This is a genomic window from Pseudomonas sp. Hz4, from assembly GCF_054898165.1.
This window is the reverse complement of the sequence record NZ_CM142719.1, coordinates 778,537-802,697: the sequence shown is the minus strand read 5'-3', so window position 1 is coordinate 802,697 and position 24,161 is coordinate 778,537. Positions and strand designations below refer to the sequence as shown.

The 24,161-nt window shown below is 58.8% G+C and carries 24 protein-coding genes; 8 read left to right on the top strand and 16 right to left on the bottom strand.

The features are described from left to right. Window positions 1-76: 76 nt before the first annotated feature. The 9 genes from hflC to ACYZTR_RS03550 all read right to left on the bottom strand — a co-directional run bounded on the left by hflC (window position 77) and on the right by ACYZTR_RS03550 (window position 10,147). The gene (gene hflC / locus ACYZTR_RS03590) at window positions 77-946 is read right to left on the bottom strand and encodes a protease modulator HflC (protein ID WP_309675164.1); all 870 of its coding nucleotides are present in this window, start codon (window positions 944-946) and stop codon (window positions 77-79) included. Then, window positions 946-2,118 (bottom strand): FtsH protease activity modulator HflK, encoded by a 1,173-nt coding sequence (gene hflK / locus ACYZTR_RS03585; RefSeq protein ID WP_461976509.1) that lies wholly within the window; start codon window positions 2,116-2,118, stop codon window positions 946-948. The genes hflC and hflK overlap by 1 nt, the downstream gene beginning before the upstream one ends. Window positions 2,119-2,214: 96 nt before the next feature. Then, entirely contained in the window at window positions 2,215-3,516 is a 1,302-nt protein-coding gene (hflX, locus tag ACYZTR_RS03580) for a ribosome rescue GTPase HflX (protein WP_461976507.1), read from the bottom strand. Between the two features lie 12 nt (window positions 3,517-3,528). Continuing rightward, on the bottom strand, window positions 3,529-3,789 hold the full coding sequence (gene hfq, locus ACYZTR_RS03575; RefSeq protein ID WP_007902656.1) for an RNA chaperone Hfq: 261 nt from the start codon (window positions 3,787-3,789) through the stop codon (window positions 3,529-3,531). Between the two features lie 94 nt (window positions 3,790-3,883). Beyond that, entirely contained in the window at window positions 3,884-4,855 is a 972-nt protein-coding gene (gene miaA / locus ACYZTR_RS03570) for a tRNA (adenosine(37)-N6)-dimethylallyltransferase MiaA (protein WP_461976505.1), read from the bottom strand. Then, entirely contained in the window at window positions 4,855-6,765 is a 1,911-nt protein-coding gene (mutL, locus tag ACYZTR_RS03565) for a DNA mismatch repair endonuclease MutL (protein ID WP_461976503.1), read from the bottom strand. Before mutL ends, miaA begins: the two co-directional genes overlap by 1 nt. Next, window positions 6,762-8,189 carry an N-acetylmuramoyl-L-alanine amidase gene (locus ACYZTR_RS03560; RefSeq protein WP_461976501.1) on the bottom strand — a complete coding sequence of 476 codons (1,428 nt, stop codon included), beginning with the start codon at window positions 8,187-8,189 and terminating at the stop codon, window positions 6,762-6,764. The genes mutL and ACYZTR_RS03560 overlap by 4 nt, the downstream gene beginning before the upstream one ends. Next, the gene (gene tsaE, locus ACYZTR_RS03555) at window positions 8,190-8,660 is read right to left on the bottom strand and encodes a tRNA (adenosine(37)-N6)-threonylcarbamoyltransferase complex ATPase subunit type 1 TsaE (RefSeq protein ID WP_461976499.1); all 471 of its coding nucleotides are present in this window, start codon (window positions 8,658-8,660) and stop codon (window positions 8,190-8,192) included. It abuts the gene before it with no gap. Continuing rightward, a complete protein-coding gene (locus ACYZTR_RS03550) occupies window positions 8,648-10,147 on the bottom strand; it encodes an NAD(P)H-hydrate dehydratase (RefSeq protein WP_461976497.1) in 1,500 nt (499 codons plus the stop codon). The genes tsaE and ACYZTR_RS03550 overlap by 13 nt, the downstream gene beginning before the upstream one ends. Before the next feature lie 63 nt (window positions 10,148-10,210). On the opposite strand from ACYZTR_RS03550, the gene queG reads away from it, so the two are divergent. Beyond that, window positions 10,211-11,290, top strand: a complete 1,080-nt coding sequence (gene queG / locus ACYZTR_RS03545; protein WP_461976495.1) for a tRNA epoxyqueuosine(34) reductase QueG — start codon at window positions 10,211-10,213, stop codon at window positions 11,288-11,290. On the opposite strand, the gene ACYZTR_RS03540 is transcribed toward queG, so the two are convergent. Together ACYZTR_RS03540 and orn are read right to left on the bottom strand one after the other, a co-directional pair. Continuing rightward, entirely contained in the window at window positions 11,272-11,883 is a 612-nt protein-coding gene (locus ACYZTR_RS03540) for a trimeric intracellular cation channel family protein (RefSeq protein ID WP_461976493.1), read from the bottom strand. The genes queG and ACYZTR_RS03540 overlap by 19 nt on opposite strands. Before the next feature lie 235 nt (window positions 11,884-12,118). Beyond that, complete coding sequence (orn, locus tag ACYZTR_RS03535; RefSeq protein WP_461976491.1) at window positions 12,119-12,661, bottom strand: oligoribonuclease; 543 nt, start codon at window positions 12,659-12,661, stop codon at window positions 12,119-12,121. A 108-nt stretch (window positions 12,662-12,769) separates the two neighbouring features. Here orn and rsgA point away from each other — a divergent pair, with 108 nt between their 5' ends. From rsgA to ACYZTR_RS03515, 4 genes are all read left to right on the top strand, one after another. Next, window positions 12,770-13,801, top strand: coding sequence for a small ribosomal subunit biogenesis GTPase RsgA (rsgA, locus tag ACYZTR_RS03530; RefSeq protein WP_449646174.1), 1,032 nt, complete (start codon window positions 12,770-12,772; stop codon window positions 13,799-13,801). A gap of 211 nt (window positions 13,802-14,012) precedes the next feature. Further along, window positions 14,013-14,420 carry a TIR domain-containing protein gene (locus ACYZTR_RS03525; protein WP_461976488.1) on the top strand — a complete coding sequence of 136 codons (408 nt, stop codon included), beginning with the start codon at window positions 14,013-14,015 and terminating at the stop codon, window positions 14,418-14,420. Window positions 14,421-14,423: 3 nt separating this feature from the next. Further along, window positions 14,424-15,383, top strand: coding sequence for a caspase family protein (locus ACYZTR_RS03520; RefSeq protein WP_449646176.1), 960 nt, complete (start codon window positions 14,424-14,426; stop codon window positions 15,381-15,383). Continuing rightward, window positions 15,383-15,868 (top strand): toll/interleukin-1 receptor domain-containing protein, encoded by a 486-nt coding sequence (locus ACYZTR_RS03515; RefSeq protein WP_309675176.1) that lies wholly within the window; start codon window positions 15,383-15,385, stop codon window positions 15,866-15,868. Before ACYZTR_RS03520 ends, ACYZTR_RS03515 begins: the two co-directional genes overlap by 1 nt. A gap of 412 nt (window positions 15,869-16,280) precedes the next feature. On the opposite strand, the gene ACYZTR_RS03510 is transcribed toward ACYZTR_RS03515, so the two are convergent. The 5 genes from ACYZTR_RS03510 to motA form a co-directional block, all read right to left on the bottom strand. Then, window positions 16,281-16,922 (bottom strand): P-loop NTPase family protein, encoded by a 642-nt coding sequence (locus ACYZTR_RS03510; RefSeq protein WP_461976485.1) that lies wholly within the window; start codon window positions 16,920-16,922, stop codon window positions 16,281-16,283. Next, the gene (locus ACYZTR_RS03505; protein ID WP_461976483.1) at window positions 16,923-17,903 is read right to left on the bottom strand and encodes an ImmA/IrrE family metallo-endopeptidase; all 981 of its coding nucleotides are present in this window, start codon (window positions 17,901-17,903) and stop codon (window positions 16,923-16,925) included. It abuts the gene before it with no gap. Window positions 17,904-18,251: 348 nt separating this feature from the next. Next, window positions 18,252-18,521, bottom strand: coding sequence for a hypothetical protein (locus ACYZTR_RS03500; protein ID WP_461976481.1), 270 nt, complete (start codon window positions 18,519-18,521; stop codon window positions 18,252-18,254). 206 nt (window positions 18,522-18,727) lie between these two features. Further along, window positions 18,728-19,756 carry a flagellar motor protein MotB gene (gene motB / locus ACYZTR_RS03495; RefSeq protein WP_461976479.1) on the bottom strand — a complete coding sequence of 343 codons (1,029 nt, stop codon included), beginning with the start codon at window positions 19,754-19,756 and terminating at the stop codon, window positions 18,728-18,730. A 3-nt stretch (window positions 19,757-19,759) separates the two neighbouring features. Beyond that, the gene (gene motA / locus ACYZTR_RS03490; protein ID WP_461976477.1) at window positions 19,760-20,611 is read right to left on the bottom strand and encodes a flagellar motor stator protein MotA; all 852 of its coding nucleotides are present in this window, start codon (window positions 20,609-20,611) and stop codon (window positions 19,760-19,762) included. Window positions 20,612-20,777: 166 nt separating this feature from the next. Between motA and ACYZTR_RS03485 the strand changes: the two genes are divergently transcribed. From ACYZTR_RS03485 to asd, 3 genes are read left to right on the top strand one after another with little or no spacing between them, the layout of a single operon-like run. Next, window positions 20,778-22,313, top strand: coding sequence for an HDOD domain-containing protein (locus ACYZTR_RS03485; protein WP_461976475.1), 1,536 nt, complete (start codon window positions 20,778-20,780; stop codon window positions 22,311-22,313). Between the two features lie 42 nt (window positions 22,314-22,355). After that, a complete protein-coding gene (locus tag ACYZTR_RS03480; RefSeq protein WP_461976473.1) occupies window positions 22,356-23,171 on the top strand; it encodes a rhodanese-like domain-containing protein in 816 nt (271 codons plus the stop codon). Window positions 23,172-23,189: 18 nt separating this feature from the next. After that, on the top strand, window positions 23,190-24,050 hold the full coding sequence (gene asd, locus ACYZTR_RS03475; RefSeq protein ID WP_027922000.1) for an archaetidylserine decarboxylase: 861 nt from the start codon (window positions 23,190-23,192) through the stop codon (window positions 24,048-24,050). Window positions 24,051-24,161: the final 111 nt, after the last annotated feature.

Below are 24,161 nucleotides of genomic sequence, written 5' to 3'. Positions count from 1 at the left end.
ACACACGTTTTCCCAAAGGATCACCCCGCCCGAGGTTTTAGCCGCCAGGCGGGGGATGATTCAGGTCAACGTCGTATCAAGGCTTGGCTTTTTCCAGGTAACGGAAGAAGTCGCTGCTTGGGTCCAGGACCATGACGTCGGATTTGTTCGCGAAGCTTTCACGGTAGGCACGCAGGCTACGATAGAAACCGTAGAACTCCTGATCCTGGCCGTAGGCCTTGGAGTAGATCGCAGCAGCCTGGGCATCACCGTCACCGCGAACCTCTTCGGATTCACGATAGGCTTCAGCCAGCAACACACGGCGTTGACGATCGGCGTCGGCACGAATGCCTTCTGACAGCTCGTTACCCTTGGCGCGATGCTCGCGAGCTTCACGCTCACGCTCGGAACTCATGCGCTCGAACACGCTGCGGTTCACTTCTTTCGGCAGATCGATGGCCTTGACCCGAACATCGACAACTTCAATGCCCAGCTCTTTTTCCGCCATCTTGTTCAGCGAAGCGGTGATATCGGTCATCAGCGCATCGCGCTCACCGGAAACCACTTCGTGCAGCGTGCGCTTACCGAACTGGTCACGCAGGCCCGATTCCAGACGACGGGAAAGACGCTCATCAGCAATCTGCTTGAGGCCGGACGTCGCGGTGTAGAAGCGCTCGGCATCTTTCACGCGCCACTTGGCGTAGGCATCGACCATTACGGCTTTCTTTTCCAGCGTCAGGAAGCGTTGCGTCGGTGCATCCAGCGTCATCAGGCGTGCGTCGAATTTGCGCACCTGGTTAACGTAAGGCACTTTCACATGCAGGCCCGGCTGAACATCGGCCTGAACCACACGACCAAATTGCAGCAGCACCGCACGCTCGGTCTGAGCCACGATGTAGAAGCAGTTCCAGGCTGCGATCGCCACGACGACGACGACAATAAGGGTGATCAGCGATTTATTGCTCATCAGCGACTCTCCCTGGTACGTGCTGGCTGTTGCTGCGGATCGGCTGCCGCACGCGCGCTCGCTTCATTGCTGGTGGCTGCCGCGCCGGTCACAGAAGTGCCGGTGTTACGGCCACTCTCGACCATTTTGTCCAGCGGCAAGTAGAGCAGATTGCTCTGGCCATTCTTGTTGCCGGTCACGAGAACCTTGCTGGTATTGCTGAAGACTTCCTGCATGGTGTCCAGGTACAGACGCTCGCGGGTGACTTCGGGTGCCTTACGGTACTCGGCGACCAGCTTGGTGAAGCGATCGGCCTCACCCTTGGCGCGCGAGACGGTTTCGTCACGGTAACCATTGGCATCTTCGATGATGCGCTGGGCCTGACCACGGGCTTCCGGCACGACGCCGTTGGCATAGGTTTCAGCCTGGTTGCGCGAACGCTGCTCGTCTTCACGGGCGCGGATCACGTCATCGAAGGCTTCCTGCACTTCACGCGGTGCCGCTGCGCTCTGTACGTTGACCTGAGTGACAGTGATACCGGTGCGATAAGTGTCCATGAAGCGTTGCAGACGCTCCTTGATTTCGCTGGCCATCAATTCACGACCTTCGGTCAGCACCTGATCCATCGCGGTGGAACCCACCACATGGCGCAAGGCACTTTCGGTCGCGTGCTGCAGGCTGATTTCCGGTTGGTCGACGCTCAGCACGAAGTCCTGCAGATTGCTGATCTTGTACTGCACGGTCAGCGGCACTTCGACGATGTTCTCGTCCTCAGTCAGCATTTGACCCTGCTTGGTATAGGCACGCTCACGCGTGACGTTTTCCAGGTACTTGCGATCAAGCGGCGGGAAATAGATGTTCAGGCCCGGGCCGACGGTTTCGTAGTACTTGCCGAAGCGCAGCACCACGGCTTGCTCCTGCTCGTCGACAACATAGACCGCGCTGTACAGCCATACGGCCGCGAGCACGACAAGGCCGATGCCAAGAATGCCGCCGAAGCCGCCACTCCTGCCCGAACCACCGCCGTCATCACCGCGTTTTTTACCACCACCGAACAACCCGTTCAGGCTTTCCTGCAGCTTTCGGAAGGCCTCGTCGAGATCCGGTGGTCCCTTGCGGTCGCCGTTATTGCGGCGCTTGCCACCCCAAGGATCCTGATTATTCGAGTTGCCACCCGGCTCATTCCAAGCCATAGCGCTCTCCATCTGATAAAGCAAAGACGCACCCACGGCGCGCCGACCAATGCTACAGAATGCCTGTCACCGCGGCACAACCGCTTTCTCAGGCTTTTATTGCAAAGTGTGTTGCTCGATGAAATCCATCGGCTGCAATCCTTCGCGGCTCACCAGTCGATTCAACTCGATCCGTGGCAAACGAACGGCCAGCAGGCAGATGCCTTCTTCGTCGTGTTCTTCTTTCTGTACCGCACCGAGTTCGAAAAACTGCGCACGCAGTCGAGCAAAACGTTGCGGCAAACGCAAGGTGCCAACAAACAAATCATCCCCGAGCAGCTCGGCCACCGCCTGCTTGAGCAGATCCAGACCTGTACCGTCCTTGGCCGACAACCAGACCCGCAGCGGTTTGCCATCGGCATCGCGCTGGATCTGCGGCTCTACACCCTCGAGCAAATCGAGTTTGTTGTATACCTCAAGGATCGGCAAGTCTTGAGCCCCGATCTCCCCGAGCACCACCATGACCTGTTCAATCTGGGCCATACGCTCCGGTTCATGGGCGTCGATCACGTGCAACAGCAGGTCGGAGTTGCTCGACTCTTCGAGCGTAGCCCGAAATGCCTCGACCAGTTTGTGCGGCAGGTGGCGAATGAAACCCACGGTGTCGGCCAGCACGATCGGCCCGAGGTCATTGAGTTCGAGTCGGCGCAGGGTCGGATCGAGGGTGGCGAAAAGTTGGTCAGCCGCGAAAACGTCGGAGTCGGTCACCAAGTTGAACAGCGTCGATTTACCGGCGTTGGTATAACCCACCAGTGAAACCGTCGGAATGTCAGCCCGTTTGCGCCCGCGACGAGACTGCTCGCGCTGGCTGCGAACCTTTTCCAGGCGCCCTTTGATCTGCCGCAGGCGAACCCGCAACAGGCGCCGGTCGGTTTCCAGCTGGGTTTCACCCGGACCGCGCAGACCAATACCGCCCTTCTGCCGCTCAAGGTGAGTCCAGCCACGAACCAACCGCGTACTCATGTGCTCAAGCTGGGCCAGTTCGACCTGGAGCTTGCCTTCATGGGTGCGGGCGCGTTGGGCGAAGATATCGAGAATCAGCCCCGTGCGGTCGATCACGCGACACTCGAAAACACGTTCGAGGTTACGTTCCTGACTAGGCGTGAGGATGTGATTGAAAATCACCAGATCTACCTGCTCGGCTTTGACCAGGTCACGTAACTCTTCGACCTTGCCGCTGCCAATCAGGTATTTGGCGGTTGGCCGATGACGCGGCACGTTGAGAAACGCGACGGTCTCGGCACCAGCCGAAATTGCCAACTCCTGAAACTCCTGCGGATCTTCGCGCGCCTCAGGGTCCTGACCATCCAAGTGAACGAGAATTGCCCGCTCACCACCACCGTGGCGCTCAAAGAACAAAGGAGACTCCTATCAGGCGTTACCTGGCTCAGCGTCACCTGCTTCGGATTCGGTTGCGCTAGGCAGACGAATTGGACGAACCGGCACCACTGTAGAGATAGCGTGTTTGTAAACCATCTGGCTGACGGTGTTTTTCAGCAGGATAACGAACTGGTCGAAAGACTCGATCGTACCTTGCAGTTTGATCCCGTTGACCAGGTAGATGGAAACCCCCACTTTCTCTTTACGTAAAGTATTCAAGTAAGGGTCTTGTAGCGAATGCCCTTTTGACATGTGCCGCACTCCTTTAAGGATTCAATATAAAAAATAGGTAAACAGATGGCTTGTGGCCGTCAGACCCCCAAGGATAGACGGCAATTGCAAGGACTCAGCTCAATATGGAGATGGTCCCCAGGTATTTCAAGGCGCGCGGCAGATTGTCGCAATCCAGGCTGTCCAACCAGTGTAAATCAGCCCAACTGCGCAGCCAGGTGAACTGGCGCTTCGCCAATTGGCGCGTGGCAATGATTCCACGCTCCTGCATCTCGGCTTGCGTCAGCTTGCCATCCAGGTAGTCCCAGACTTGTCGGTAGCCTACTGCACGTATAGACGGCAACCCGGCATGCAGGTCACTTCGCTTACGCAGGGCTACGACCTCGTCAATGAATCCCTGTTCCAACATATTCGTGAATCTTTGTTTAATTCGTTCGTGCAATACCTGGCGATTTGCCGGAGCAATGGCCAAGTTCGCGACAGTATAGGGCAATTGTTGCAGTCCCGAAGCGGCTGCTTCAGTACTTTGCGCAGATTGTTGCAGCCGTAGCGCAGTCATGCTCTGACCGCTGACGCGATAAACTTCCAGTGCTCGGCTGAGTCGCTGCGGATCGTTCGGGTGAATACGCGCAGCGGATTCCGGATCGATGACCGCCAATTGATCGTGCAGGGCTTGCCAGCCAAGGCGTACAGCTTCTTCTTCAATCTGCGCGCGAACGTCCGGATCGGCCGCCGGCATGTCTGCCAGACCTTCGACCAAAGCCTTGTAATAGAGCATTGTGCCGCCCACCAGCAGCGGAATATTTCCCCGCGCCGTGATCTCGGCCATGGCTTCAAGGGCATCACGACGGAAATCCGCAGCCGAATAGCTCTCTGCCGGGTCAAGAATATCGATCAGACGGTGTGGGAATTCAGCCAAGATCTCTTTGGAAGGCTTGGCCGTGCCGATGTCCATGCCGCGGTAGACCAACGCCGAATCGACACTGATCAGCTCGCAAGGCAAGACTTTAGTGAGTTCGATCGCCAGGTCGGTCTTGCCGGCGGCGGTCGGTCCCATCAGGAAAATCGCAGGAGGGAGCTGGTTCATCAACGACCGCGCAAGAACAGTTTGTCCAGATCGTCCAGGCCCAGTTGGGTCCAGGTCGGTCGGCCATGGTTGCATTGACCGCTGCGCTCGGTGTTTTCCATGTCGCGCAGCAGGCCGTTCATTTCCGGCAGGGCCAGACGCCGATTCGCACGAATCGCGCCGTGGCAGGCCATGGTGCCGAGCAGTTCATTCAGGTGGGCCTGAATCCGGTCGCTGGTGCCGTATTCCATCAGATCCGCCAAGACGTCGCTGACCAATCGATTGGCTTCAGCCTGCTTGAGCAGTGCAGGGATCTGCCGGATCGCCAGGGATTCCGGGCCCAGACGTTGCAACTCAAAGCCCAGGCGCTGGAACCACGCGACGTGTTCTTCGGCGCAATCGGCCTCACGCTGACTGACCGCCAGGGATTCCGGCACCAGCAGCGGCTGGCCGCTCAGGCCTTCGCTGGCCATGGCGATTTTCAGGCGCTCGTACATGATCCGCTCGTGGGCGGCGTGCATGTCCACCAGCACCAGGCCTTGGGCGTTTTCCGAAAGAATGTAGATGCCTTTGAGCTGCGCCAGTGCATAACCCAGCGGCGGAATATCGTCCTGCCCGGCCGCAAGTGCGACAGCATTCGCTTCTGGCAACGGCGCAAAGAACTCACGGTAGGCCGCCTGAGCTTCAGCCGCAGGGACACCCGATTGAGGCCGCGGCGAGTACTGATATTGATAACCGGCACCCGCGCCCGAGCCTGCCGGCGTATTGAACGACGGCTGGGCCTGAGGCTGTTCCAGCAGCGCATTGGCCGCCAAGCGCATTTCGCCCTGCGGACCGAACTCGCCCGCATCAATGCCGGTGGGTCTAACGATGGCCGTCGCCACCGGCGCGGCCAAATGATCTTCCGGCCGCACATCGCCTAAGGCGCGGTGCAGGGTGCCATAGAGGAAATCATGAACCATGCGCCCGTCACGAAAGCGCACTTCGTGCTTGGTCGGGTGCACGTTGACGTCGACGCCCGCCGGGTCGACCTCGAAAAACAGCACGAACGTCGGGTGCCGACCGTTGAACAGCACGTCGCGATAGGCCTGGCGCACCGCGTGGGCCACCAGTTTGTCGCGTACCGCACGGCCATTCACAAAGAAATACTGCAAGTCCGCCTGGCTGCGATTGAACGTCGGCAAGCCAACCCAACCCCACAAATGCAGACCATTACGCTCGATCTCGATCGGCAGCGCCTGCTCGAGGAAACCCGAACCGCAAATCGCCGCCACTCGCCGGGCACGGGCTGCGTCGTCATGGGCTTCGTGCAGGCTGAGGATGGTTTTGCCGTTGTGACGCAAATGGAACGCCACGTCGAAACGTGCCAGGGCCAGACGCTTGATCACTTCTTGCAGGTGATCGAATTCGGTTTTTTCAGTCTTGAGGAACTTGCGCCGCGCCGGGGTGTTGAAGAACAGGTCGCGCACTTCCACCGAAGTGCCCACCGGATGGGCCGCCGGCTGCACGCGAGGCGCCATGTCCCGGCCTTCGGTTTCGACCTGCCAGGCCTGATCGGCCTCTTTCGTGCGAGAGGTGAGGGTCAGGCGGGCCACGGAGCTGATCGAGGCGAGTGCCTCGCCGCGAAACCCCAGGCTCATGACCTGCTCGAGGTCTTCCAGGTTGCGGATCTTGCTGGTGGCGTGACGCGCCAAAGCCAGCGGCAAGTCATCGGCGGAAATTCCGCTGCCATCGTCGCGAACCCGCAGCAACTTGACGCCGCCCTGCTCCACATCGACATCGATGCGCTTGGCGCCGGAGTCGAGGCTGTTTTCCAGCAGCTCCTTGATCACCGAGGCCGGGCGCTCAACCACCTCACCGGCGGCAATCTGGTTCGCCAGTCGCGGGCTGAGCAGCTCGATGCGAGCCGTATTGGTCAGCACCTGGTTCATTCTTTGGACGCCAGTTCTGTGCCGGGAATGGTCAGGGTCTGACCGATCTTCAGCTCGTCACTTTTCAGGTTGTTGGCGTTGCGCAGCGTGGCTGGCGACACCTGGTAACGCACGGCAATCATCGCCAGTGTTTCACCCGGGTTTACCCGATGGTCACGTGGACCTTGAACGATTTTGCCGGAATCACGCAGCCAGGCGATGTAGGTGCCCGGTGGCGGGTTCTGCTGGAAGAACTGGCGCACGCCGCTGCTGATCGAACGCGCCAGCGCTTGCTGGTGGTTCGCTGCGGCAAGCTTGGAAGCCTCGTTGGCGTTGGAGATAAATCCGGTTTCCACCAGGATCGATGGAATATCCGGCGACTTCAGCACCATGAACCCGGCCTGTTCTACGCGCTGTTTGTGCAGCGGCGTGACGCGACCGATGTTGCTAAGAACCTTTTGGCCAACGTTAAGGCTGGACGTGAGGGATGCCGTCATCGACAGATCGAGCAGCACGCCTGCCAGCATGCGGTCTTTGTCGTCGAGGCTGACGTTGCCGGCACCGCCGATCAAGTCGGAACGGTTTTCACTGTCGGCCAGCCAACGGGCCGTTTCCGAGGTAGCACCGCGATCAGACAGGGCGAACACCGAGGCACCGAAAGCAGCGGCCGAAGGCGCGGCGTCGGCGTGAATCGAAACGAACAGGTCGGCGCCCTTCTTGCGGGCGATTTCTGTACGGCCGCGCAATGGAATGAAGTAGTCGCCAGTGCGGGTCAGTTCGGCGCGGAAGCCTTTCATGCCGTTGACCTGACGCTGCAGTTCGCGGGCGATGGCCAGCACCACGTCTTTTTCACGCTGACCGCGAGAGCCCGAGGCACCCGGGTCTTCGCCGCCGTGGCCGGCATCGATGACCACAATGATGTCGCGCTTGCCGGCCGGTGCTGGCGGCAGCTTCACCGCGGGTTCCACGGGAGTGACCGGCACCGGGGCGACTGTCGCGACGTTGGTCGGCGCTGGAATTGGCGCGGCGTCGGCGGCGTTATCGAACAAGTCGACCACCAGGCGATTGCCGTACTGGGCGTTTGGCGCCAAGGTAAAACTTTTTGGCGTGACGGCTTTTTTAAGGTCGATGACCACCCGCAGGTCGGTCGGCGTACGTTGAGCCGAGCGCATGGCGGTGATCGGAGTGTTCGAGGTGTTGACGTTCAGCGGCGCCCCGAGAGACGCGCCATTGATGTCGATGACCAGCCGATCCGGGGTGGTCAGGGTAAAGACGCTGTGCTTGACCGGCCCTGTCAGGTCGAACACCAATCGTGTGTTGTCCGGAGCCCGCCACAGGCGAACGCTGTTGACCTTTGTTTCGGCCACAGCGTCGACGGTCACCGCCAAAAACAACAATCCTACGGCAGCTACCATCGCGCGAAAGCGCATACCTGACCCCATCATTTAATTGGATTCCAATGCCAAAGCTTTACACCACGACTCGCCACGCGAGCTCTGGGACGAAATTTTCAGCGAACGCCCGCTGTCTTGCGGGCTAATGGTAATGGTCAGGTCGGGCTTTGGCAAAAAGCCTGCACCCTGTCGGGGCCATTCGATCAGGCACAAGGCGTCGTCTTCGAAGTAATCGCGGATGCCGAGGTATTCCAGCTCTTCAGGGTCGACCAAGCGATAGAGGTCGAAATGGAAGGCCCGGATGTCGCCAATCTCGTAGGGTTCGACCAAGGTGAAGGTCGGACTTTTCACCGCGCCAACATGCCCCAGCCCCCGGATGATGCCCCGCGACAGCGTGGTTTTCCCCGCCCCCAGATCCCCTTCCAGAAAAAACAGACCGTGCCCTTGAGTGGTTTTTGCGATGCGCTCGCCGAATGCGGTCATCGCCTCTTCATCAGCCAGGTACAGGGTTACTTCAAACACGGTGCTTGCTCCTCCAACAACTGACGAATGGCTGGAATCAGATCACTGGCCGCCAGCCCACGGCCCGTTTTACCTTCTTGCTCGCCGGCATTGGCGTGCAGCCAGACGGCCAGGCAGGCGGCGTCGTACGCCTCCATGCCCTGAGCCAGCAATGCCCCAACCAGACCGGCCAGCACATCGCCCAAACCGGCGGTGGCCATGGCCGGATGCCCCTGATGACACAACGCCAGGCGCCCATCGGGGCTGGCGATCAGGCTGCCGGCGCCTTTCAAAACCACTACAGCTGTGTATTTTTTGCTCAACGCGTGAGCGGCAGAGAGACGATCAGCCTGAACGTCGGCAGTCGATATCCCCAGCAGCCGCGCCGCCTCGCCAGGATGCGGTGTGATCACGCAGTTCTTGGGCAAGCTCACACGTTCTTCAGCCAGCATATTTAACGCATCGGCGTCCCAGACTTGCGTAAGCGGCGCATTGGCAGCCGCCGACAAGAGGCTGCGCCCCCAGGAAGCCTGACCTAAGCCTGGACCGACCACCAGCACGGAAACTTTTTGAAGCAGTCCCATCAATTGATTGGCCGACGAAGTGCCCAGCACCATGGCTTCGGGAATTCTCGCCAGCGCGGCCGGAACATGTTCGCTGCGAGTTGCGACGGACACCATCCCGGCACCGCTACGCAGCGCACTTTGCGCGCTCAGCAGGATGGCGCCGCCAAAACCGCGATCACCGCCGATCAGCAGGACGTGGCCGAATTTACCTTTGTGGGAGGTGGGACGGCGAGCCGCCAGACGCGGCACGTTACCGGTCGTCAGGCGACGGGCAGTGGCGGCGACCCCGTTGAAAGACTCGGGGGAGGCTTGCAGATCATTGAAGACCCGTTCGCCAACCAGATCCGCAGCGTCTCCCGTGAAAAGACCCAACTTCAAACCAATGAAGGTTACCGTCAGATCAGCTCGAACGGCAGCACCGAGCATTCGGCCGGTGTCAGCGCACAACCCCGAAGGGATATCCACGGCCGCAACCGGCAGCCCACTGGCATTGATCGCCGCGATCACGCTGGCGTAAGGCTCTCGCACCTCTCCCATTAGACCGGTGCCGAGCAAGGCATCCAACACGATACCGCGCAACTCCGAATGTGCGTTCCAGGCTTGAACCGCAACGCCCTCGGACACGGCCTCGGCATGAGCCAAGGCCGCGTCGCCTTGTAAACGTTGAGGATCACCCGCCGCCAACACCCGCACATGCCAGCCAGCACGTCGCGCCAGCACGGCCACCCGATAACCGTCGCCGGCGTTATTGCCGTGGCCGGCCACAACACTCAACTCGTTCGCCGTCGGCCAATGACGGACCAGCGCGCGCCAGGTCGCCCGCGCCGCGCGCTGCATCAATTCGAAGCCCGATGTACCGGCCGCGATCAGGCTCGCATCGAGGGCTCGAACTTGCGCGGCGCTGTACAGCGCGTCGGGTAAATCATCTTTAGTCTGCGGCATGCGTCTTCGGGCTCCGATGTCTGGCAGAATTATACGCACCTCAGCTCCGGTTTCTCTCGCCTCATGCCCGCTATTACCACAGACCTGCCCGCCCTCGCCCAATCCATCAAGGACTGGGGCCGCGAGCTGGGCTTTCAGCAAGTCGGCATCAGCGGCCTCGACCTGGCTGAGCATGAGCAGCACCTGGAACGCTGGCTCGCGGCCGGCTACCACGGCGAAATGGAGTACATGGGCGCCCACGGCAGCAAACGCTCACACCCGCAAGAGCTGGTGCCCGGCACGCTTAGGGTAGTCTCCCTACGCATGGACTACCTGCCGGGCGACACCGAAATGGCCAAGCGCCTGGCACAACCTGCAAAAGCCTACGTCTCGCGTTATGCCTTGGGCCGTGATTACCACAAATTGATCCGTAAACGCGTGCAACAACTGGCAGAAAAGATTCAGGCAGTCATCGGTCCCTTCGGCTACCGCGCCTTTGTCGACAGCGCGCCGGTGCTGGAAAAAGCCATTGCTGAAAAGGCTGGCCTGGGCTGGATTGGCAAAAATACCCTGGTCCTGAATCGCAAGGCCGGTAGTTACTTCTTCCTCAGCGAACTCTTTGTTGATCTGCCGCTGCCCATCGATCCGCCTCACGCCACCGAACATTGCGGCCGCTGCACCGCGTGCCTCGACATTTGCCCGACCAATGCCTTCGTCGGCCCGTACGTGCTGGATGCCCGACGCTGCATCTCCTACCTGACCATCGAACTGAAAAGCGCGATCCCGGAAGATTTGCGGCCACTGATCGGCAATCGAGTGTTCGGTTGCGATGACTGCCAGATCGTCTGCCCCTGGAACCGCTTCGCCCGTCCGTCCGGCGAAAGCGACTTCAAGCCACGGCACAACCTGGACAACGCCGAACTGGCCGAGCTGTTCATGTGGGACGAGGACAAGTTCCTCAGCAGCACCGAAGGTTCGCCGTTACGCCGAGCAGGTTACGAGCGTTGGCTGCGAAACCTGGCGGTAGGCCTGGGGAACGCGCCGTCAAGCATTCCGGTGCTGGAAGCGTTGAAGGCTCGTCGCGACTATCCGTCAGAGTTGGTGCGTGAGCATGTCGAGTGGGCGTTGAAGCAACACGCCGAACGTCAGGCTTCGTCGTTATAAACGAACTTCGGCATTTCCCAATGGAAACGGATTGCCAGCAATCGCAGCAGGAAGCCGCCAAACAAGGTGATCAAAATCGCCTGTTCAGCGGGTAATTGCAGGTAAAGGCAGAGCATGTAGCACCACGCCGCCGCGAACGAGACGCTGGCGTAGAGTTCGCGGCGGAAGACCAGCGGGATGTCATTGCAGAAGATATCGCGCAGGATGCCGCCGAAAACCCCAGTGATTACGCCGCTGACCGACGCCACCAGCATGCCGTGGCCCATTTCGAGGGCGGTCATGCAACCGATCAGGGTGAACGCCACCAGACCTACGGCGTCGAGTACCAAAAACAGTGAGCGCAGATGCCGCATCCAGCGCGCAGCGAAAACCGTGAACATCGCCGCCACCGAGGTCAGCACCAGGTATTCCGGGTGTTTGACCCACGTCAGCGGGTAGTGACCGAGCAGCACGTCACGCACTGATCCGCCGCCCAACGCTGTGATGCACGCGATCAGCACCACGCCGAACCAGTCCATCCCGCGACGGCCGGCAGACAGGGCACCGGTCATGGCTTCAGCGGTAATGGCGATCAGGTAAAGCATCAGCAACATGGTGGCGGTCCTTGCAGGAAGGCGCGCAGTCTACTCACTTCACCGAAGCCCCAAAAGAGCGCCATGCCGTTTATGGCATGAGTGCTGACCTGTGGCGAGGGGATTTATCCCCGCTGGATCGCGAAGCGGTCCCAATTGGCAACCGCTGTGTATCAGGCACACCGCAGATAATTGCTTTACGACTGCTGCGCAGCCGAACGGGGATAAATCCCCTCGCCACAAAGGCCCATCTGCATCAGAACTTGATGAAATGCTTGCGGTAGTGCTGCAACTCCGCGATCGATTCGCGGATGTCGTCCAGGGCCAGGTGCGTGCCGCCCTTTTTGAAGCTGTCGCGCACATCCGGCGCCCAGCGTGCGGCCAACTCTTTCAGCGTCGAGACGTCGAGGTTGCGGTAGTGGAAGAAGCTTTCCAGGGATTTCATGTGGGTATAAAGGAAGCGACGGTCTTGGCAGATGCTGTTGCCACAGATCGGCGACTTGCCCTTCGGCACCCATTTTTCCAGGAAGGCGATGGTTTCGGCTTCGGCTTCGGCCATGCTGATACGGCTGTCGCGCACCCGTTGGGTCAGGCCCGAACCGCCGTGTTGACGGGTATTCCACTCGTCCATGCCGGCGAGGATTTCGTCGCTGTGATGGATAGCGATCACCGGACCTTCGGCCAAGGTGTTCAGGTCACTGTCGGTGACGATGGTGGCCATCTCGATGATGACGTCGGTATCAGGGTTCAGACCGGTCATTTCCAAGTCGATCCAGATCAGATTTTGCGGGTTTTGCATGAGTCGGCTCCTTAGGCAATGCTGCGCAGTTTAGCCTAGGCCGGTGGCCGGGCGTGCTAAACTCGCGGCCGTTTTACCTAATCGCTGCATTCTTGATACGGAACACCCATGGCCAAACGCCAACTCAATCGTCGTCAAAACTGGCGCATCGAAAAGATTCAGGGCGAACGCGCTGCCCGCGCCGCCAAACGCGAGTCCTCGGCTGTCGAGGCACTTGAGGGTGGCGACCTGGGTCCGGAACAGACGGGCCTGGTGATCGCGCACTTCGGTGTGCAGGTCGAAGTCGAAGCCCTCGATGGCGATTTGGCCGGCCAGGTGTTCCGCTGCCACTTGCGCGCCAACCTGCCTGCGCTGGTGACCGGCGATCAGGTTGTGTGGCGTGCCGGCAACCAGGGCATCGGCGTGATCGTGGCGCAACTGCCGCGCAAAACCGAACTCTGCCGTCCGGACAGCCGTGGTCAGCTCAAGCCTGTAGCCGCCAACGTCGACATGATCGTCATCGTCTTCGCGCCGCTGCCCGAGCCCCATGCGAATCTGATCGACCGCTACTTGGTTGCGGCTGAACACGCCGGCATCCGGCCGCTGCTGTTGCTCAACAAGTTCGACCTGATCGATGAGCAGAACGCCCCGGCGTTGAATGCCTTGCTGGCGGTTTACCGCACGCTGGGTTACCCGGTGCTGGAAGTCTCGGCGCACCACGGCAACGGCATGGAGCAACTGCAAGAACAGCTGGACGGGCGTATCAGCGTGTTCGTCGGCCAGTCCGGCGTCGGCAAATCTTCGTTGGTCAACAGCCTGCTGCCGGAAGTCGAGGCCCGTGTCGGCCCACTGTCCGAGTTGTCCGGCCAGGGCACTCACACCACCACCACCGCGCGGTTATTCCACTTCCCCGGTGGCGGTGAGTTGATTGACTCCCCGGGTATTCGCGAATTCGGTCTGGGCCACGTCAGCCGCGCCGACGTCGAAGCCGGCTTCATCGAGTTCAACGAGCTGATCGGCACCTGCCGCTTCCGCGACTGCAAACACGACCGCGAACCGGGTTGCGCCCTGCTCAAAGCCTTGGAAGAAGGCCGCGTGCAGCAGCAACGGATGAACAGTTATCGCTCGATCATCGCCAGTTTGCCCGAAACCAGCTATTAAACAGACACTCCAGCCGCTCCGATGCAAACGGGGCGGCGGGCTGTTCGTTGCGACCTGTAAATCCCCCGCCTTTTAAACGTCAGATATCTCTGTAGGGCATTTGCGCGCCTGTTTGAAGGACCCGTCTCTTTAACCGCGCAGGCCTTGTTGCGCCCATCCAAGTGCATACATTCGAGCCCTCTTCGCACTTCGGCGATACCGAGGGACATCCATGCAAACCTATCATTTGTTCATCAGCCACTCGTGGAGTTACCCCCACGCTCACGACAACCTCGTGCGGCTGCTCAACGCCAAACCCGGCTTCACATTCAAAAATTTTTCAGTGCCGACGGACAACCCGATCATCGGCGCGCAGACCGACAAACAACTTGAAGCCGCCATCGAAAACAAGATCCGGCCCTGCTCGGCAGTGCTGATCATGGCGGGGATGTATTCGACCTACAGCAAGTGGATCAACAAGGAAATCGAGATCGCCAAACGCATGAACAAGGTGATTATTGCGGTCAAGCCGTTTGGTGCGGAGCGGATTTCCACGGTGGTACGCCAGGCGGCGCACGCGGAGTGTGCGTGGAACACCAACAGCATCATCAGTGCCATTCGCACTCACGCGGCGGGTTGAACCATGCGCAAGGGATTGTTCATCGGCATTAATAACTACAGCCATGTTTCGCAATTGAGTGGTTGCAACAACGACGCGATGGCCATGGCTTCGGTGCTGAAAACCGACGCCAATGGCGATCCGAATTTCAAGAACCTGGTCCTGACCTCCGCCGAAGATTATCTGAGCCGTGAAAAGCTCGAAGGGCATATCCAGGATTTGTTTTCAGGCGATTGCAGCGTTGCTCTGCTGTACTTCGCCGGTCACGGCAACTTCGATGTCGAGACGGACGAAGGCATGCTGATCCCTCAGGACTACAAATCCGCCAAGGATGGAATTCGCATCAGCGACATCCTGAATTGGGCGACCAAAGCCGTGAAGATCAAAAACAAGGTGATTATTCTCGACTGCTGCCAGGCGGGCTCGGCGGGCGAAGTGCGGGCGCTACGCAGCGAAAGCAGCATGGTGTGCGAAGGCATGACCATCCTCACCGCGTGCAAAAAGGAAGAGCCGGCGATGGAAGGCGCCAACCACGGCGTCTTCACAGGGCTGTTGCTGCAAGCACTGCACGGCGGCGCCGCGAACATCCTGGGGAAAATCACGCCCGGCAGCCTCTACTCATTCGTCGACAACGCTCTAGACGCGTGGGAACAGCGCCCGGTGTTCAAGACCAATGTGTCGCAGTTCATTTCATTGCGAGAAGTCTCGCCGCTGATCCCCAAAGAGATTCTGCGCAAACTGCCCGACTGGTTCGCCGAAGCCGAATCAATGTTCGCGCTCGACCCCAGCTTCGAACCTACCGAAGCCACGTTCGACCCAGAGCACGGCGAAGTCTTCTCCCAACTGCAAAAGTGCAACCGCCACAGCCTGATCGAACCGGTGGACGCCGAGCACATGTACTACGCCGCCATCAACTCCACCGGTTGCCGCCTCACGGCGCTCGGCGCCTATTACCGCGAACTAGCCATCAAAGGACATTTCTGATGCCCGTATTCATCAGCTACCGCCATAGCGATCGGCCCCACGCCATCGCCATCAACACCCGTCTGATTCAGGCCAACATCAAGACCTACTTCGACGTGCTGGACCCGGAATCACAGACCACTGACGACATCACCGGAGTCATCACCCGCAACATCACCGCGTGCACGCACTTGCTCGCAGTGATTTCGGAGAACACCGCACAATCCTGGTGGGTGCCGTTCGAAATCGGAGAAGCGACCATCAGCAATCGCCGCATCTGCTCGTACCAGGTTGGCCCCAGCGCTTTACCGTTGTACCTCGACAAATGGCCGAAACTGAGCGGCGATACGGACATCAATTTTTTCATAGATGCTTATCGTGAGGAGGTGCTAACCAAACGCTCGATAGGACTGGAATCGATCAGTGAGTCGGTTCGCGGCACCTACAAAGGAAATGCAGACCTGTTCCACGACCAACTCAAGAACCGCATCCGGCGCGGTTTCTGACAGATGCAAAAAAGCCGCGATGATCGCGGCTTTTCTGGTCTTCAGCATTCAGGACTGCGAGGTCTTGCATGCGCTGAGCTGCTGACGCACTGCATATGATGCTGTTGAGCAATAGCCGCTCAGCCAACACATCTTACGTCCAAAAATTGGCGTTACAGAGCCTTCTCGGCCAAAATAACAGGATTTATGCACGCTATCAGCGTTAGTGATACCGTGCGAAAAAAATGGATTAATTGAGGCTGAAGGCTTCTTGAATGATCTTGATCAAGCGGTCGACATCCACCCTTTTGTAACCTTGAGGGTTTGACGCAAGCTCAGCGGGCACTATTTCCTACCTGATTAATTGCGTGAAGCGAACAGCCCTTCTGAGCATTTAACAGGGAACTGGAGGACTGCCGAGCCCCCATATAAATTAGGGCTTGATGAATTGACCGACGGGTGCGAGGTATTGAGAAAGACAGGTATTAGAGTGAAGTTCATCACGTCCGGCACCGAAAGCAATTCTTAGAACCTTGTCATATTTTTCTGCAGCAACAACAGCCTGAGCTTGTATGAGCTTCGTGCTGATATGCGTGAAACCGTATATTCGAATTGCTTTCAGAATGATTGACTCGACACATTCCACCCGCTGGAAAAGTATCTGCTTTGCTCTATCTGACTGCGACATCAAAATACCGACGAGTGCGCGTTTGTCACCCGTGGTAAATAAGTAGGGCTGTTGATTCTGAAAGAGAGAGAAAGCATGCATCAACAGCAAAAGCTCGCCATCGTCGATGCTGTCGATTTGAAGCAATTCGTCCATGAAATCCAAATCTTCATCGGCCGCACCAAGCACGCGGCATGACTGGACGAGGTTGCAAAGACGATCATAGGATTGGTAGCTGCCGACGCGCCTGGATACGCACTTTTCCACATCATTTAAGTAGAGAGAGTGCTTGGCACTATCTAGAACGTAGCATTCCCCAAGACCGCACTGAAAAACTGCCAAAGCCTCATCAATTAAGTCACATTGAGCAAGTTTTACCAATATGTCGTTGTCGGTGAGGAGAATCATTTATGCGATAAGTTTCCGCAGTAAATGCTCGCTGTCGTGCTTAAGGTTTCCTTGCAACTGCCGAAAAACAAAGTCTGAAACCAACGACTGATCTGTGCATTCTCCAGCGATGAAATTTGCGGCAGAAACACACAGTGCAAAAATGCTTTTGTTGTTATGGGCGCAATTCAAAACGATATGCGTAGGATCGATTTGATGATCTTTCCCATACTGCATTGCCATTCGCGCCAGCACAGGCGCTTTGATCAGCTGCTGAAGCTTTAAATCGCCATGAGCATTACCGGTCAATAACTGAATCGCAAACTGGTCTGCGGCAAGTTCGTCGGCATCTTTGTCTAGCGCGTCACCTTCCTTGATTTCATCATCGACAATCGTTCCATTTGCACCGACATGACCCAAGGCAATATGCCCAAGCTCATGTGCCAAATGGAAAAGCAAGAAACCGCTTTTTCGATTGTTAGAAAGGACGATCGATGGCCGGCCATTGATCGCCATGGCGATGCCATCCATTTTTCGGCCGAGCAGAGGCGTAGCCAGATGAATGACTGGGATGCCAATGCTCCAACAATAGTCGAGCAACGCAGACAACCCCACCCAAGGAGCCCCCGACGAAAGCAAGTGCCCGCGAATTGCCAGTGCGTCCGGTGGAGGTGGAACGAATTGAGTGTCGAGTGCAGAAAGCGCGAGGCGTGAGGCGCTACGAGCCAAGGCAACCGCAAGATTCACATCTGCTTCAGAAGTTTTAGCAGACTTTTTGAACCGCTTATCCGCCGGTAAGTCGAATACAATCCGGGGGGGCGTCTCGCTGAAAGGACGCATACGTAGACTTAATGCTTTGGCCAAATAAACCTTGGCCTGTTGCACACCTGACGGTGACGCTTCTACCTCATCTGTCCACCAGTCAGGCAGCAGAAGAGCGAGCTTTCTTTTCGAAATGCCCTGTTTGTCTAAGGCGGAGTAAAGGTTCTGAACTGTGGTCATAGATCCCTCCTCCCTAGAATGGCATCACATGAAATGGGTAGCTCAAGCGGTAGACATCATGTCGTGCCGGAAAACTCACGGGACAGTATAGATTCTTTGTAGCACTTGCAAGGCATGCAAAGACGCAGACCATGCTGCTCGTCGGAGTCAGCCAGCGACCCCGCCAGACCGCAGATTCCTCGGGCTGAAATGGCGCCCCCTATTTTTTCCGGCGTCCACGCTGCCAGAACGATTTAAGCAGATCCAGCGTGTATGCCCCGTTCGCTGAATATTTCCGGTGATCACCTCGGGAACTGCTTTCTTCCAGGGAGGGGCACAAAAGCCGCGATGATCGCGGCTTTCCAATCTTCAGCGTACTGCTTTTTCCAGCCTCCAGCCCAGCGCATCCAAGGCGTCACAGCCATCCTGTATCAATATGTGCGCAGCATTGGCGAAATGCTCCAGATCATGACCTTCGGCATCCTTCACGCACAGACAAGTGACGCTGTTGAGCAGATTGCGTGCGGCCTTGATTCGGTGAACGGCGGTTTCAAGAAGATCGGAAGCGCGGGCTTCGGTGTCGATGTACAACGTCGGGTCGACGCTGAAGTTACCTTGGAGCGGGTGGTACTTAGCCATGGGTCAAAACTCCGGATAATTTCGAGAGGTTTCATCTTTGTTTCGACCGGCTAAGATCGGTCACCACGTTGGCGACAACGGCGGAACTATAGGCAAATGCTTGCACGACGGAAAACCCCAGCGCGAAATTTCAGATCGTTCCTACAGCCATCACCTACGCACAGTAGATACAAAAAAGCCGACATCGCTGTCGGCTTTTTTGTGGGTTACTGCTTCGGTGGCTCACCCGGCTTCGGTGCCGGATTGTCGAAGAGGTTCAAGCGCTCGCGAAGTTCATGCGCCGGCAACGGTTCTTTATCCGCCGGCAACGCGTTCGGGTCGGCTGGTGTGGCGGGCACTTCGCCCGGGCCACCCTGCCCTTGCGACGGCTCTGGAGCCGGTTCCGCACCTTGCGAACCTTCGATGGCGCGCTGGGCTTTCTTGGTCAGCACCACGATGTCGATACGGCGATTGACCGGATTGAACGGGTTCTCGCGATCGAACAACGCCGACGAGGCATAACCGACGACCCGCGCCACCTGCGCATCCGGATAGCTGCCGGCGATCAGCGCACGACGTGCAGCGTTGGCACGGTTGGCCGAGAGCTCCCAGTTACCAAAGTCACCGGTGCCCGTGTACGGCTTGGCATCGGTGTGGCCGCTGATGCTGATCTTGTTCGGCACCGCTTTAATGGTGTCAGCCATGGCCAGCAGAATGTCTTCGAAATACGGTTTCAGACGAGCACTGCCAGAGTCGAACATCGGACGGTTTTCGGCGTCCACGATCTGGATGCGCAAGCCGTCCGGCGTGATCTCGAACAGGATCTGGTCTTTGAATTTCTTGAGTTGCGGGTTCTCTTCGACTTTGTTCTGCAGTTCTTGCAGCAACAGCTCGAGACGTTCCTTCTCGACCTGCTCGGCCATGCCTTCAACCTGCTCGGTGTCGATAGTCACCTTGTCTGGCTGCGGCTGAGATTTCACCTCGGGGTTGAGGGTGTTCTCCGGCGCCAGGGTCGGCGAGCCGCCCAGGTCGATGATGTACGGCGTGCCGCTTTCCGAGAAGCCGACCGGGTCCTTGAAGTAACCGGCGATGGCGATTTTCTGTTCGGGTGTTGCGGTGGACAGCAGCCACAGCACCAGGAAGAACGCCATCATCGCCGTCGCGAAGTCCGCGAAGGCGATTTTCCAGGCGCCCCCGTGATGCCCGCCGGCGATGCGCTTGACGCGCTTGATGATTATCGGCTGGTTATTTTCCATGGCTTAGCGACCGCGAACCGCTTGTTCCAGCTCAGCAAAGCTAGGACGGTGCGCCGGGTACAGAACCTTGCGGCCGAACTCTACAGCCAGCGACGGCGGCATGCCGGAAGCGGAAGCGACCAGCGAGGCCTTGATGGCTTCGTAGACGTTAAGTTCTTCCTTGGCATCGTGGCCCAGGGAAGTGGCCAATGGGCCGAAGAAGCCGTACGCCGCGAGAATACCGAAGAAGGTACCGACCAGGGCTGCACCCACGTGTAAACCGATGGATTTCTGGTCGCCTTCGCCGAGGGAGGCCATGGTCACCACGATACCGAGTACCGCCGCGACAATACCGAAACCTGGCATGGCGTCGGCAATGCCGTTCACCGCGTGGGACGGATGCTCGAGGTCTTCCTTGAGGCTGTAAAGTTCCATGTCGAACAGGCCTTCAAGCTCATGGGGAGCCATGTTGCCGGAGGACATAATGCGCAGGTAATCGCAGATGAACGCGGTCATGCGTTCATCTTTGAGCACGGCCGGGTACTTGGCGAAGATCGGGCTCGCGGAGGCATCTTCGATGTCGCCTTCGATGGCCATCATGCCTTCGCGCCGGCTCTTGTTGAGGATCTCGTAGATCAGGCCCAGCACTTCCAGATAGAACGTGTGGTTGAAGCGCGAGCTGAACATGCCCAAGGACTTCTTGAGCACGTGCATGGTCATGTAACCGGGGTTGGCCTGCAGGAATGCACCGAGGGCCGCACCACCAATAATCAACACCTCGAAGGGCTGAATCAGGGCGGCAATTTTGCCATGGGAGAGCACGTATCCGCCGAGCACGCTCGCGAATACGACGATGATGCCGATTATTTTAGCCATAGGTAGGAGAGCACTTACTGAGTCGGGTTCAAGGTCATATTCGGAAGTTAAAAAATCTCTTCTTCTACTTATCGGCAAAACTGCGCCAGACTATAGCCAGTTCAGGCGAAAAGCCAATTTGGCCCGCTCCGGGCATAGGTAATGCAGACGATGATCGCCTCCAACCATGGCTAACGAAACGAATCCAATTCCAAAACCGACCACTCTCGAAGGCTGGGTCAAGCTTCTCGATGGCGTGCGCCTGCCCGTTCCGCAAGCCAGTCATGACTGTGTTTGCAAGGCCATCGCCAACAGTCGCAGCTCCCTGCGCGATATCGCCGAACTGATGCAGGACAGCCCGGCGCTGGCGCTGAGTGTGATTCGCGAAGCCAATCGCCACACCCATGGCAGCATGACCGAGCCCGCGGAAAACCTTGAGGTGGCGATCAATCGCCTCGGTTTGAAGCGCACCGAAGAACTGCTCGCCCGCCTGCCCGCCGAATCTCAGTCGGACATCCCGGTTGCCCTGCGTCAGTTGCAACTGATCAGCCAGCACGCGACTCAACAGGCCAACGGTTTTTTCGCCAGTCGCCTGGCCCGACTGTGGCAGGACATTCACTGGGGCAGCCTGCTGTTTCTCTCGCCGCTGTGGCCGATGGCGTTGACCCATCCGCAGCTGCTCGAAGAGTGGGAGCTGCGGGTCATCCATAAAGGTGAATCGGCGGGCAAAGTCGAGAAGCAATTGTTCGGCGCACGCCTGCTGGAAATCTGTCTGGCGCTCGTGGACATCTGGCGCCTGCCGATTTGGGTGCAGCAGGGTTATCGGCTGTTGCTCAACGAGCAGCGTGAGCTGGTGAAAGTGCTGCGCATCGCTCGCGACAGCGATCACCCATTGCGCCAGCAGAACCGCCTCGATGACGATCCGACCCTGCGCCGCTGGCTCAATCAACCGGCCAATACGGTGCTGCTGGCCAACGGACTGGCGCTGTCGGCACAACACGCCTGGGACAGCCCTCACAGTGAACGCTGGCAGTACCTGACCAGCCTGTACCTGCAAATGCCGATGGACGAAGTGCAGCAGCAGTTGCACCAACAGGCCGCCAACAGCGCCCGCCATCACGCTATGCCAGACCTTTGGCACCCGGCCGTGTCACTGATCTGGCCATGGGGCGTAAACCGCATCCACGCCGGTTTGCTGCCGGCCCCGGCGCCGACCGCCGAAGACCTGGCGAAGTGGCGCAGACAATGTGCCGAGTTGCTGGTCGATCCCAGCCGCTTCACCAATGCCATTCACTTGACCACCTCTGCCCGGGACGCTTTGGTTGCGTGCGGCATGCGTCGGGTGATGATCCTGATGGCCGACCGCACTCACGCCAATCTGCGGGTGCACCAAACGGCCGGGTTGCCAAAAGAAGCGGCCGGCCTGAATTTCGGGGTGAGCCACAGCACTGTGCTGCAACGCCTGCTCTCGCAACAGGCCCAAGTGCGACTGACACCGGACAACAATGCGCAATTTTCGGCGCTGTTGCCGGCCAGCCTGCGCTCACAGTTCGGTGGCGAACACCTGCTGCTACGCTCACTGGTCAATAACGGCCGGGTCATCATGATTGTTGTGGCGGATCAGGGCGGCGGGCCGTTCTCGGAAATCACCGTGCAAGCCTTCGGCAAAACCGCGCAGTGCATCGAAAAGGCACTGCACAGCTTTAGCCTGCGCGGCAAATGACGCTGCGCTACAATCCTCCCCTTTGTGCTCTGGAGACCTCACATGTCTGACTTCTCTGGCTTGGCGCTGGTCATCGAGCCGAGCGACTTGCTCGCCCGTCTCGACGCCCGCGAACTGATTCTGGTGGACCTGACCAGCAGCGCCCGCTATGCCGAAGGGCATATCCCCGGTGCGCGTTTTGTCGATCCGAAACGCACGCAACTCGGTCAGGCGCCTGCGCCGGGACTGATGCCGCCGCAAGCGGCACTCGAAGCGTTGTTTGGCGAACTGGGCCACAACAAGGACGCGGTCTACGTGGTCTATGACGACGAGGGCGGTGGCTGGGCCGGTCGCTTTATCTGGCTTCTGGATGTCATCGGCCACAGCCACTACCACTATGTCGATGGCGGCCTGCATGCCTGGCTGGCAGAAGGCTCGCCCATGTCGATCCAGATCCCGGCTCCGGTCGGCGGCCCGGTTGCATTGACCCTGCACGACGAACCCACTGCCACCCGCGAATACCTGCAAAGCCGACTCGGTGCCGCCGACCTGGCGATCTGGGACGCACGCGGGCCGCTGGAGTACTCCGGCGAGAAAGTCCTGGCGGCCAAGGCCGGGCACATTCCCGGCGCGGTGAATTTCGAATGGACCGCGGGCATGGATCAGTCGCGCCACCTGCGCATCCGCACCGACATGCCGCAGATCCTGGAAAAACTCGGGATCAGCAAAGACAAAGAAGTGATTACCCACTGCCAGACTCACCATCGTTCTGGCTTCACCTATCTGGTGGCTAAATCCCTCGGTTATCCGCGGGTCAAAGGCTACGCTGGCTCCTGGGGCGAATGGGGCAACCATCCCGATACGCCCGTAGAGAATTAAGGTTTTTAAGGACAGTTAATGAATAAGCGTTTGTTTATCCTCAGCCAATACCTGCTGCCCCATCACTTGCTCTCGCGACTGGCCGGCTGCATTGCCGAATGCCGCGTGCGCTGGTTCAAGAATGCCTTCACCGCCTGGTTCGCCAAGCGTTATCAGGTGGACATGTCGCAGGCGCTGGTCGAAGACCTGACCGCCTACGAGCACTTCAATGCGTTCTTCACTCGCGCCTTGAAGGACGGCGCCCGCCCGCTGGACGAGACGCCAGGCGCGATCCTCAGCCCGGCCGACGGCGCGGTCAGCCAACTCGGCCCGATCGAACACGGTCGCGTGTTCCAGGCCAAGGGCCACAGCTTCAGTGTGCTGGAATTGCTGGGCGGCGACGCCGCCAACGCAGCGCCGTTCATGGGCGGTGATTTCGCCACCATTTACCTGTCGCCGAAGGACTACCACCGCGTGCACATGCCGCTGGCCGGCACCCTGCGCGAGATGGTCTACATTCCGGGCCGGATCTTCTCGGTCAACCAGACCACCGCCGAAAACGTCCCGGAACTGTTCGCCCGCAACGAGCGTGTGGCGTGCATTTTCGACACCGAACGCGGACCGATGGCCGTGGTGCTGGTGGGTGCAATGATCGTGGCGTCGATCGAAACCGTTTGGGCCGGGCTGGTCACGCCGCCAAAACGCGAGCTGAAAACATTCCGCTACGACGAAGCTGCCCGTGCGCCAATCCATTTGGAGAAAGGTGCAGAGCTGGGTCGATTCAAACTGGGTTCGACCGCTGTCGTGTTGTTCGGGCCTGACCAAGTGAAGTGGGCTGAAGAACTGGCGGCCGGTTCGCCGGTGCAGATGGGCCAGGGCATGGGCCTGCCAAAAGCCTGATTTTCTGATTTGCCCCCTCGACCGGGTTCGAGGGGGCAGACCACACCCCTCCCTTAGTTATAACTGCTACAGTCGGATCATTCACTGCCCATCTACTGGTTGGAGTTTTCC

Coding starts and splice junctions, on each gene's coding strand:
- hflC (WP_309675164.1), bottom strand. CDS start 946: ATGAGCAATAAATCGCTGATCACCCTTATTGTCGTCGTCGTCGTGGCG.
- hflK (WP_461976509.1), bottom strand. CDS start 2,118: ATGGCTTGGAATGAGCCGGGTGGCAACTCGAATAATCAGGATCCTTGG.
- hfq (WP_007902656.1), bottom strand. CDS start 3,789: ATGTCAAAAGGGCATTCGCTACAAGACCCTTACTTGAATACTTTACGT.
- miaA (WP_461976505.1), bottom strand. CDS start 4,855: ATGAACCAGCTCCCTCCTGCGATTTTCCTGATGGGACCGACCGCCGCC.
- mutL (WP_461976503.1), bottom strand. CDS start 6,765: ATGAACCAGGTGCTGACCAATACGGCTCGCATCGAGCTGCTCAGCCCG.
- ACYZTR_RS03560 (WP_461976501.1), bottom strand. CDS start 8,189: ATGATGGGGTCAGGTATGCGCTTTCGCGCGATGGTAGCTGCCGTAGGA.
- ACYZTR_RS03550 (WP_461976497.1), bottom strand. CDS start 10,147: ATGCCGCAGACTAAAGATGATTTACCCGACGCGCTGTACAGCGCCGCG.
- queG (WP_461976495.1), top strand. CDS start 10,211: ATGCCCGCTATTACCACAGACCTGCCCGCCCTCGCCCAATCCATCAAG.
- ACYZTR_RS03540 (WP_461976493.1), bottom strand. CDS start 11,883: ATGTTGCTGATGCTTTACCTGATCGCCATTACCGCTGAAGCCATGACC.
- orn (WP_461976491.1), bottom strand. CDS start 12,661: ATGCAAAACCCGCAAAATCTGATCTGGATCGACTTGGAAATGACCGGT.
- rsgA (WP_449646174.1), top strand. CDS start 12,770: ATGGCCAAACGCCAACTCAATCGTCGTCAAAACTGGCGCATCGAAAAG.
- ACYZTR_RS03525 (WP_461976488.1), top strand. CDS start 14,013: ATGCAAACCTATCATTTGTTCATCAGCCACTCGTGGAGTTACCCCCAC.
- ACYZTR_RS03520 (WP_449646176.1), top strand. CDS start 14,424: ATGCGCAAGGGATTGTTCATCGGCATTAATAACTACAGCCATGTTTCG.
- ACYZTR_RS03515 (WP_309675176.1), top strand. CDS start 15,383: ATGCCCGTATTCATCAGCTACCGCCATAGCGATCGGCCCCACGCCATC.
- ACYZTR_RS03510 (WP_461976485.1), bottom strand. CDS start 16,922: ATGATTCTCCTCACCGACAACGACATATTGGTAAAACTTGCTCAATGT.
- ACYZTR_RS03505 (WP_461976483.1), bottom strand. CDS start 17,903: ATGACCACAGTTCAGAACCTTTACTCCGCCTTAGACAAACAGGGCATT.
- ACYZTR_RS03500 (WP_461976481.1), bottom strand. CDS start 18,521: ATGGCTAAGTACCACCCGCTCCAAGGTAACTTCAGCGTCGACCCGACG.
- motB (WP_461976479.1), bottom strand. CDS start 19,756: ATGGAAAATAACCAGCCGATAATCATCAAGCGCGTCAAGCGCATCGCC.
- motA (WP_461976477.1), bottom strand. CDS start 20,611: ATGGCTAAAATAATCGGCATCATCGTCGTATTCGCGAGCGTGCTCGGC.
- ACYZTR_RS03485 (WP_461976475.1), top strand. CDS start 20,778: ATGGCTAACGAAACGAATCCAATTCCAAAACCGACCACTCTCGAAGGC.
- ACYZTR_RS03480 (WP_461976473.1), top strand. CDS start 22,356: ATGTCTGACTTCTCTGGCTTGGCGCTGGTCATCGAGCCGAGCGACTTG.
- asd (WP_027922000.1), top strand. CDS start 23,190: ATGAATAAGCGTTTGTTTATCCTCAGCCAATACCTGCTGCCCCATCAC.